Source organism: Desulfobacula sp., from assembly GCF_021107415.1.
The window spans coordinates 1-9,685 of the sequence record NZ_JAIOSW010000303.1 but is presented as its reverse complement, the minus strand read 5'-3'; the positions used below and the strand labels follow the sequence as shown (position 1 = coordinate 9,685).

Here is a 9,685-nt window from a genome sequence, read left to right as displayed (position 1 = left end):
AACTTATTTTAAAACCCAAACCATTGATCCTGAAACCATCATTCATCAATTTCAACAAATCAAAAATCGGTTACTACCCCATATTGCAGATGTTTCCGTGATATTGTTTGATGGAATAAATAATAATAAAACTATTTTATTTGAGGGAGCCCAAGGGACCCACCTTGATATTGAACATGGTACCTATCCGTTTGTTACTTCCTCCTCTGTTGTATCTGGAAACGCAGCCAATGGATCTGGTGTCGGCCCTGCAAATCTTAATGAAATCATCGGGATTGTAAAAGCATATACCACCCGGGTCGGTGCCGGCCCATTTCCAACAGAATTATTTGATGACATTGGAGATAAAATCCAGAAAACCGGTGCGGAATTCGGTGCGACTACGGGCAGGAAGAGACGGTGCGGCTGGCTGGACATGGTTGTTCTTAGGAATGCGGTACGATTAAACAGCCTGACGGGTCTTACCATCACCAAACTTGATGTTCTTGATGACCTTGATGAAATTAAAATTTGTACCGGTTATGAAGTAAACGAAACAATCATCAAAAATTTCCCAGCTGAAATCAAAATTTTACAGGAATGCACACCTGTATATGAAACTCATCCGGGCTGGAAACAGGATATTTCAGGCATCACAAAATTTGACGACTTGCCTGAAAATGCAAAAAAATACCTTGCAAGGATAGAAGAACTCTCTAATGTTAAAATTAAGATAGTCTCTGTGGGCCCTGGAAGGGAAGCGACGATAATAAAAGAAAACATTTTCAATTAGACATTTTACTTTTTTTTATGTATAACCCTGCAATCGGGATGTGGCTCAGTCTGGTAGAGCACAGCGTTCGGGACGCTGGGGCCGGAGGTTCGAATCCTCTCATCCCGACCAGCACCAATCAAGGGTTTCCATAATTTTTAAAATTTCATAAACTAAGAGATTAACATCTTTATTTAACCTTGGGAGCAATTATTTTTATGCAATTTCTTGATAAATTTGCTAGTATCATTGACAACCTGAGTGATAAAATCGGTTATCTTATTGGCTGGATTACAACCATAATGGTCCTGATCGTGTTTTATGATACAGTGATGAGATATGCTTTTAATAAAGGGAATGTTGCATTGCAGGAGTTGGAATGGCATCTTTTTTCTGTTGTCTTCCTGATCGGAGCCGCTTATACCCTTAAACAAGGCGGGCATGTTCGAGTGGATATCATCTTTACGAACCTCTCTGAAAAAACCAAGGCATGGATTGACTTTTCAGGTACATTTATTTTTCTTATCCCCTTTTGTGTGATGGTCATTCTATCGACCCAGGGTTTTATTATGAATTCATGGGCTGTCCGGGAAGTCTCACCCGATCCCGGCGGACTTGGTGCAAGGTATATTTTAAAAGCAATGATTCCTCTGGGATTTTCCCTTCTAATTGTGCAGGGACTTTCTGAGGCCGCTAAAAATTTTATGGTTATCACGGGATATAATCGGAAGGTCACACGTAACCTGAAGGTCACACGTAACCTGAAGGTCACACGTAACCTGAAGGTCACACGTAAAAGACGGAGGGACAAATCATAATGGAATTTATCAATGAATTTATGCCCCTGATCATGTTCACTGCTGTCTTTGCGCTATTACTTTTAGGATTTCCGGTTGCCTTTACCATTGGCGGCGTTTCTTTATTTTTCGGCCTTTACGGTTTTGGCCCTGGGTTCTTTGAACTGCTGCCATTAAGAATCTGGGGGACAATGACAAACTTCTCTCTTTTAGCGGTTCCCTTATTTATATATATGGGTGTCATGTTGGAAAAGTCAGGTCTGGCAGAGGAATTGCTTGAGGCCATGGCCCTTGTTTTCGGTAAAATCAGAGGAGGTTTGGCACTCTCTGTTATTTTTGTCGGGGCACTCATGGGTGCTTCAACCGGTATTGTTGGCGCAACTGTTGTTACCATGGGGCTTCTTTCGGTTCCCACCATGCTTCGAAATCACTATAATAAAAGCCTGACCACAGGCATTGTTGCAGCATCCGGGACTTTGGGGCAGATCATTCCGCCCAGTATTGTACTGGTTCTACTAGGTGATATCATGAATGTTCCCATTGGCGATCTTTTTGTCGCTGCTATCATACCGGGATTCATTCTTGTGTCTTTATATATGCTCTATGTATTTATCATTGCCAATATTAAACCGGAATGGGCACCACCCGTTGACCAGAAAATCCTTGACCAGATAACACGGCATGAACTTTTAGCAAAAATTTTTAAAGCACTTATACCACCTTTAATACTAATGATATCGGTATTGGGTTCAATTTTTGCTGGAATTGCATCCCCAACTGAGGCCGCCTCAGTCGGTGCCATCGGCGCAACCCTGTTAACCATCCTCCATGGACGATTCAATTTTCAAATCGTAAAAAATGTTATGGACATGACCACCAGACTCACCTGTATGGTGTTTATTATTCTTGTGGGAGCCAGTACCCTGGGGCTTGTTTTCAGAGGTTTGGGCGGAGATGATCTGGTCCGGGGTTTGATTACCGCCCTTCCCTTTGGGCGAGCGGGAATTCTGTTTATTGTCATGTCTATTATTTTTATTGCCGGTTTTTTTCTGGATTTTATTGAAATCACCTTTATCCATGTACCGGTTTTAGCACCGATCATGATTCACTTGGGTGTAGATCCCTTGTGGCTGGCAGTTCTTATCGCTGTAAACCTTCAAACCTCTTTTTTGACGCCGCCATTTGGATTTTCCCTGTTTTATCTAAAAGGTGTCACCCCATCTGAAATTAAAACAACAGATATTTATAAAGGCATCATTCCCTTTGTTATTATTCAGATTATCGGACTGGGCATTATCTGTCTCTTCCCCGAGTCAGTCACTTGGCTGCCTAAGGTTGTTTTTTAAAAAATCATTCGTACAAAAAAGAGGCGGGAAAATATTTTCGCGCCTCTTTTTATCTTAATCGCTTATCTTAAAGATGTTTTAATTTTTGATAGGGTTCTTCTGCTATTTTATTCCATTCATAAATATTTTTCTGGAATTCAAGAAAAGAATCATAAACTTTCCTGCTCATGGGGTCAGATTCTGCAATTTCTTCCAATACTTCCAGCGACAGTTTTTTGAATTCTTTGAGAACGGATTCAGGGAACTCCATTAGTTGGACTTTATGGACATCTATCAGTTCCCTTAATGCCGCATTATTTTTTGCTTCAAAATTAGATATCATCCATATGTTGGCCTTGTAAGTTGCTGTTTCAACAATGGCTTTAAGATCATCCGGCAGTGCATTCCATGCATCCTTATTAATGATGGTTTCAAGTGCACTTCCGCATTCATGCCATCCGGGATAATAATAATATTTGGCAGCTTTGTAAAAGCCCATTTGCAAATCATGAAAAGGTCCGACCCATTCGGTGGCATCAATAACTCCCCTGTCAAGGTTGGTATAAATCTCACCACCAGCCACAAGAACAGCATTTCCACCTGCTTTTGCTAGAACTTTTCCCCCAAGGCCCGGGATTCTCATTTTCAAGCCTTTCAGGTCAGCCATGGAGTTGATTTTCTTATTAAACCATCCCCCCATCTGTGCACCGGTATTTCCTGCCGGAAATGGTTTCACATTGAATTTTTCATATATTTCCTCCCAGAGTTTCAACCCATCACCTGCATAGAGCCATGCATTTAAATTTTGTGCATTAAACCCAAATGGGACAGCAGCAAAAAATTGTGCGGCTGGCACTTTCCCAGCCCAGTAGTAGGCAACCCCATGGCCCATCTCTGCAGTTCCCTGGCTGACAGCATCAAAAACCCCCAAAGGTGGAACAAGCTCGCCACCGCCATAAACTTTTATTTTCAATCTTCCACCACTCATCTGCTCTATCCACTCGGCAAGTTTATCCGCACCTTCACCTAACATGGGGGAGTGAGGCGGCCAGGTGGTAACCATCTTCCATTCAATGGTTTTTGCTTTGGGCTCTTCTTTTACAGCCTGTTCTTCCTGCTTCTGGCCTTTGCAAGAGCTCAATACACCGGCAAGACCTGCAGTACCGATAGCGGCAGCTCCAATTCCAACATTTTTAATAAATTTTCGTCGGTTGTTGTCTTCCATGCAAAATCTCCTTTTATGATAATTAACTCTAAAATTCTCTCTATTCAGCAATCATGGGCGTTTTGTAACAAACACCAGCATTTTTACTGTCCTTTCGTTAAAATGAAAATTGTTGATTTACTAAATGTCGTTTTATGCCCAAATCAACTATCAAGTCAAGGGATAATCCATGATTTACCTCTGATATTTTATAAGTCCTCTGAAAGACGACATGATTAATCCTGCAAGAATCAGCAACCCACCCAAAAAATGATAGGAAAAAAGGCTCTCATTTAAAAAGAAATAAGCAATAATTGAGGTGAATACCGGCAATAAATACATGAATACCGATGCAATGGATGCCCCTGCTGTTCTGACCCCGTAATTCCAGCAGATATAGGAAAGAATTGAAGGGAATATGCCCAGGTATAAAAAGATCAATATATTGGTAGAATTTAGATCAAATCCTTTAAAAACAACGAGTTCCCATAAATAAAAAGGCAAAATACAAAGAAGGCCAAAACATATCAAAACCGTTAGAAAAGAAACGGGGGAAATATTAATCTGCCGCTTTTTTAACATGACGGAATAAAATGCCCAGGACGCAATGGAAAGAACAATCAGCAAGTCTCCGGGATTAAAGGAGAGTGTGGACAAAAGCTGCCATGATCCTTTGGTTACGATCAGCAGCATCCCTAAAAGAGAAATCGTGACACCCAAAGCCTGTAAAAAATAAGGTTTTTCTCTGTTCATTATCCAGGAAAAGAGGATGGTCATAATTGGCATCGTTGCCGCTACCAAAGAAATATTTATGGCCGTTGTGTATTGAGCTCCAAGATATAAAATTGAATTATAGGCAGCCACACTTGGAACAGATAAAATAAATAAAAAACCCAAATGTTGTTTGATCAACTTACCATCCTTTTTAAGATGGGGAATGGCAAAGGGCAAAATAATAACAAATGCTACCAGCCAGCGGTAAAAAGAAAGGGTCATGGGTTTTATCTGAAATATGACGGCTTTTGCAATGACCGTGTTAATCGCCCAGAAAAAAACAGCCAGAGAAAGGCCTGAATATGCCAGTGCCATCCGAGATATTTTTAACTGTTTTTTCTCCATTATCCTTTACAAAATCATTGAGGTTTGAAAAATATTATGCCCGCCTTTTCATTTAGAATCCCCTGATCAAAAAGGGAATCAAAAAATAATTGCATTGCCTTTATTTTATTATCATCAAGATCACAATGAAGCAGGTCAAAATACTCTTTAATAACAGATTGATCCAGGTTTAATTTATTTCTCCCTGCTTCAACAACCTTGTCAATATTCTGATATCCTTGTTTTTTTGACTCCAATAGCAACTCGCAGATTTCTTTTACGCAGGAGGGATATTTCCCGGCAAAAGAGCGTCTGACCGCCCAGACAGCAAATACAAAAGGAAGCTGTGTCATTTCATACCAGAGCTGTCCCAGGTCAATACAATATTCAAAAACTTGATTCCATGGATGCTTAAGCGCTGTATCTCCGATCACCAATACTGCATCAGCTGATTTGGAAATCAGCTGACAATCGGTTACAGGCCCGACTTCATAGACAGGAAAAATCTTTCTCTGATTAAATATCATCTTGAGAAAAGAAGCGGCAGATGCCGAATCCTGAGAAAACATCACCTTTTTACCTTCAAGATCATCAATGGCATAATTGCTGGCTAAAATAACACTTAATACCCTGCCGTTACAGGATATGGACAGATCCGGAAGCAGTAAAAGCTCCCTGTGATTCATGGCATAAAAGGCTGCTGATATGGGGCTTACTTTTATCTGCCCGGTTTTTATTTTCCGGTTTAAGACAGATGGCACATCCGGCACCATTTTCAGCCAGGCAGGCAAAAGGCCGTGATCAAGGCCGTAAAAGACAGGAGAGGCATTGATATAACTGATTTTACCCATATATATATTTTCGTCATTCATTGGATATTATTCTTTCAAAAAGATCCTTTTTATTCATTACTTTCACTGATCGGTACAAGAACCGTGCTCTTTTACCCTTGGAAAGTGTACCGGTCAACCGTTCAAGCCCCAAGGCCCTGGCACCATTTATAGTGCCCATGGAAAAAATAGTTGCAGGATCAAGTCTTGGGTAATGATTTTGCACAAAACCCATTTCATCAAAAATATTTAATGACTCGCAACTGGCAAGGCTGTCTGTCCCAAGAGCCGGTTGAATACCGGCAGTTATCATCTTCTCAATATCAGGAAGTTTCCCATGAAGATTTTGATTACTTCTGGGGCAGACACAAACCTTTGCTTTTGACCGGGTAAGTATTTCCGTATCCTTGTCATTCAAATTTAAGAGATGAACGACTAGGGTTAAAGGGTCAAGCAGCCCCATATCGTTTATGTATCTTACAGGTGTTTTTGATCCGATATCCCAGGATGACCAGTCTATCCCTCTGGAAGTCAAAAAATTGGCCCACTGCCCTTTTCTTTCATTGATAAACTCGGCCTCATCATCAGACTCTGCCACATGGATGGAAAAAGGCAAACCCTCTGATTTAGACGTCTTTTTTAATGCCTTCAGCAGTTGAGGAGAAGTCGTATGAGGGGCATGGCCTGCAACAGAAAAGGAGACATAATCATTCTTTTGAGCAAAAAATGGTTGAATATCAGATCCCAAAAACTCATGGAAACAGACGCCGTTTAAAGCAGAATCTTCAATAATTGATTTGGTAATTCCAAGGGTTGATATGTCTCCCACATAGAGATTCCCGGATTTTATTAAATCCCGGACAGAATTTTGAGCTTCTTTGATAAGTTTTTCTTCTCCCAGGGCTTCTCTTTTCTCCAATAGCATTTTAACCCAGACTTTAAATCCCTTGTCAAAGGGTAGACTGTCTTTTAAGGCAGACAATTCCAGATGAAGATGAGCATTGACAAGAGGCGGCATTAATACGCCAGGGCCGTGATCAATACTCTTTTCTTTTGGAGTTCCTTTATGAACACCCCGTATAAATCCATTCTCAATCTCAATAAATCCATTCTCAATAATGGTTATAGGATCGACTATTATCCAACCGGCGCGGTGAAGCTGTCTTTTGTTGTTAATTTCAATACAGATAAGATTTTTAAAATCCGAGGTCATAGCAGATGATAATAGCAGTCCCGTTGCCTTGGTTCAAACCCGGCTTTGGTGATCAACCGCGTCAGTTCTTCTTTAGAAAGCATAAAATCAACACCTGCCGAAGCCACAACATTCTCTTCAATCATGGTGCTCCCCATGTCATTTGCACCGAAAAAAAGTGCTGTCTGAGCGATTTTATCTCCCTGGGTCACCCAGGATGCCTGGATATTATCAATATTATCGAAAAACAACCGGCTCATCGCCAGAACCCTTAAATATTCCACACTGGTCTTTTTTTTAACAGCGATCTTTGTATTATCCGGCTGAAAGGTCCAGGGAATAAAAGCTGTAAATCCTCCGGTTTCATCCTGCAAGGCCCTGATTTTATCCATATGCTCAAAGATATGAACCTCTTTTTCAAGATGGCCGAACATCATCGTGGCACTGGACCTCATTTCCTGTAGGTGGGCCTGGCGCATTACTTCAAGCCATTCTTCCGACAGGCACTTATTGGGGGAAACCTTTTGCCGGATATCATCACACAAAATTTCCGCTCCGCCACCCGGAATGGAAGCAAGGCCTGCCTTTTTTAAAATTGATATGGTCTGGGCAATGGATAGAGAAGACTTTTTCGCAATAAAATCTATTTCCGGAGGGGAAAATCCATGAATATGAATATCAAATTTTTTTTTAATATGAGTTAACAGATCAATATAATAATCTATTTCAAGATCCGGATGCATGCCGCCCTGCAGCAGGATTTGTGTACCACCAAGGTCTATAGTCTCCTGAATTTTATCAGACAGCTGTTGCTTTGAAATAACATAGCCTCTGTCCTGATCTTGGTTCCAATCCTGATCTTGGCCACGATCCTTATTGGGGGGCTCAAAAAAGGCGCAAAACCTGCAACCGGACACACAGATATTGGTATAATTAATATTTCTGTCCACAACATAGGTGACAATTTTATCCGGATGATAAAAAAACCGTTTCCGGTTTGCAAGACTTGCAAGAGTCAAAAAATCAGCCTGTTTGAATAAAGTAAGGCCTTCATTGATATCAATTCTTTGATTCTCTTTAACTTTCTCAATAATATGATTTAATCTATTCATTATATCCACACAATCAGTTAATCGGATGATAGAAAGAATCCCGTTCTACCGGTTCAAACCCTGCTTTAGCAATCATATCCTCCATTTGATCTTTTGTAAGACCTATGGCTGATTTGGCCCCGGCCATATGGGTAATCCTCTCTTCTATAATCGTCCCATCCAGATCATCGGCCCCGAAACTTAAGGCCACCTGGGCAAGTTTTTCACCTATCATCACCCAATAGGCTTTGATATGATCAAAATTATCCAGCATAAGACGAGCTGCCGCCACATTTTTTAAATCATCCATGGCTGTTGTTGGCGGGATATGAGAAATTTGAGTATTTTCAGAATGAAATGCCAGAGGAATGAAAGCAGAGAATCCGCCTGTTTCATCCTGCAACTCTCTAAGCGTGATGAGATGATCCACTCTCTCCTCAATGGTTTCAATATGACCGTATAACATGGTAGCATTGGTTTTGATATCTGCCTTATGAACAGCCCTTACAATCTCAAGCCAGCGTTCATGCCCTATTTTTCTGGGGAACAACTCTTCATGGATTCTTGAATTTAATATCTCGGCTCCACCACCCGGCATCATTTCAAGGCCTGCATCCTTAAGCCTTTGAATGGTCTCTTCCAAAGAAAGCCCGGCAAGATTGGACAAATAATCAATTTCCACACTGGTAAAGGCTTTAATGGTGGCATTGGGTCTGACCCTTTTGACTGTCTTTAAAAGATCAATAAAATATTCAAATTTTAAAGCTTCATTGAGTCCCCCGACAATATGCAGCTCATTAACGGGTTCATCAATACGTTCCAAAAGTCTTTTTTCAATCTCTTTAATGGACCAGGTATAAGCGCCTTTTTCTTTACGGTCCCTGGCATACGCGCAAAACCGACACCGATTCTTACATATATTAGTATAATTTAAATGCTGGTTATAAATATAAAACGCTTTATTGCCATGCAAAGACCTTCTGACATGGTTTGCAATCTGCCCCAAACCGATCAAATCATGGGTTTCATAAATACAAATCCCGTCTTCCTTGGAAAGACGGGAACCTTTTAAGACTTTTGAAAAAATACTTTCAAGTCTTTTATCAATAAAAAATATCTCCATTAACGTCTCTTTCTTCTCCTCACTACCCTTCTCTTCTTCTTGGGTGCCGAACCGGCTCCCGCCTGTGCCATCATATTCTGTTTTGGATCAAACAAGTTGTTCTGGGTGTATGAGCAGGATGCCCTGGGGCATTTCAGGCCCTTTTCACCATTGGGTGCCGTGGTTTCCGTTAAAAATGAATTTTTACATAAAGGGCACTCAAAATGATAGGGTTTATCCCAGGAAACAAACCGGCAATCCGATTGGGTACATGAAAAAAACTCTTTTCCCTTTT

General features: G+C 40.8%; 9 protein-coding genes, 1 tRNA gene and 1 pseudogene. 4 read left to right on the top strand and 7 right to left on the bottom strand.

The window, feature by feature from the left end; translation table 11 throughout:
- From K8S13_RS15750 to K8S13_RS15735, 4 genes are all read left to right on the top strand, one after another.
- Positions 1 to 772 (top strand): adenylosuccinate synthetase (locus tag K8S13_RS15750; RefSeq protein ID WP_291463929.1); only part of this gene is annotated, 772 nt, incomplete at its 5' end.
- 34 nt (positions 773 to 806) lie between these two features.
- A tRNA-Pro gene (locus K8S13_RS15745) sits at positions 807 to 883 on the top strand.
- Positions 884 to 969: 86 nt separating this feature from the next.
- The gene (locus K8S13_RS15740) at positions 970 to 1,569 is read left to right on the top strand and encodes a TRAP transporter small permease subunit (protein ID WP_291463927.1); all 600 of its coding nucleotides are present in this window, start codon (positions 970 to 972) and stop codon (positions 1,567 to 1,569) included.
- Positions 1,569 to 2,894 (top strand): TRAP transporter large permease subunit, encoded by a 1,326-nt coding sequence (locus K8S13_RS15735; RefSeq protein ID WP_291463925.1) that lies wholly within the window; start codon positions 1,569 to 1,571, stop codon positions 2,892 to 2,894. Before K8S13_RS15740 ends, K8S13_RS15735 begins: the two co-directional genes overlap by 1 nt.
- A 67-nt stretch (positions 2,895 to 2,961) precedes the next feature.
- Here the strand turns inward: K8S13_RS15735 and K8S13_RS15730 are convergent, their stop codons facing one another.
- The 7 genes and pseudogenes from K8S13_RS15730 to K8S13_RS15700 all read right to left on the bottom strand — a co-directional run.
- Positions 2,962 to 4,098, bottom strand: coding sequence for a TRAP transporter substrate-binding protein (locus K8S13_RS15730; RefSeq protein WP_291463923.1), 1,137 nt, complete (start codon positions 4,096 to 4,098; stop codon positions 2,962 to 2,964).
- Between the two features lie 174 nt (positions 4,099 to 4,272).
- Positions 4,273 to 5,196, bottom strand: a complete 924-nt coding sequence (locus tag K8S13_RS15725; protein ID WP_291463921.1) for an EamA family transporter — start codon at positions 5,194 to 5,196, stop codon at positions 4,273 to 4,275.
- A gap of 14 nt (positions 5,197 to 5,210) precedes the next feature.
- Entirely contained in the window at positions 5,211 to 6,047 is an 837-nt protein-coding gene (locus tag K8S13_RS15720; RefSeq protein WP_291463919.1) for a menaquinone biosynthetic enzyme MqnA/MqnD family protein, read from the bottom strand.
- On the bottom strand, positions 6,040 to 7,218 hold the full coding sequence (locus tag K8S13_RS15715) for an amidohydrolase family protein (RefSeq protein WP_291463917.1): 1,179 nt from the start codon (positions 7,216 to 7,218) through the stop codon (positions 6,040 to 6,042). The genes K8S13_RS15720 and K8S13_RS15715 overlap by 8 nt, the downstream gene beginning before the upstream one ends.
- Positions 7,215 to 8,309 carry a cyclic dehypoxanthinyl futalosine synthase gene (mqnC, locus tag K8S13_RS15710; protein WP_291463916.1) on the bottom strand — a complete coding sequence of 365 codons (1,095 nt, stop codon included), beginning with the start codon at positions 8,307 to 8,309 and terminating at the stop codon, positions 7,215 to 7,217. The genes K8S13_RS15715 and mqnC overlap by 4 nt, the downstream gene beginning before the upstream one ends.
- A gap of 13 nt (positions 8,310 to 8,322) precedes the next feature.
- Positions 8,323 to 9,411, bottom strand: coding sequence for an aminofutalosine synthase MqnE (mqnE, locus tag K8S13_RS15705; RefSeq protein ID WP_291463914.1), 1,089 nt, complete (start codon positions 9,409 to 9,411; stop codon positions 8,323 to 8,325).
- Positions 9,411 to 9,685, bottom strand: a pseudogene (locus K8S13_RS15700) (DNA topoisomerase I); the annotation flags it as partial. The pseudogene K8S13_RS15700 and the gene mqnE, both read right to left, overlap by 1 nt.

Bases quoted from the DNA above. Each gene is read 5' to 3' on its own strand.
- K8S13_RS15730 (WP_291463923.1), bottom strand. From the start codon at position 4,098: ATGGAAGACAACAACCGACGAAAATTTATTAAAAATGTTGGAATTGGA.
- K8S13_RS15735 (WP_291463925.1), top strand. From the start codon at position 1,569: ATGGAATTTATCAATGAATTTATGCCCCTGATCATGTTCACTGCTGTC.
- mqnC (WP_291463916.1), bottom strand. From the start codon at position 8,309: ATGAATAGATTAAATCATATTATTGAGAAAGTTAAAGAGAATCAAAGA.
- mqnE (WP_291463914.1), bottom strand. From the start codon at position 9,411: ATGGAGATATTTTTTATTGATAAAAGACTTGAAAGTATTTTTTCAAAA.
- K8S13_RS15740 (WP_291463927.1), top strand. From the start codon at position 970: ATGCAATTTCTTGATAAATTTGCTAGTATCATTGACAACCTGAGTGAT.
- K8S13_RS15715 (WP_291463917.1), bottom strand. From the start codon at position 7,218: ATGACCTCGGATTTTAAAAATCTTATCTGTATTGAAATTAACAACAAA.
- K8S13_RS15725 (WP_291463921.1), bottom strand. From the start codon at position 5,196: ATGGAGAAAAAACAGTTAAAAATATCTCGGATGGCACTGGCATATTCA.
- K8S13_RS15720 (WP_291463919.1), bottom strand. From the start codon at position 6,047: ATGAATGACGAAAATATATATATGGGTAAAATCAGTTATATCAATGCC.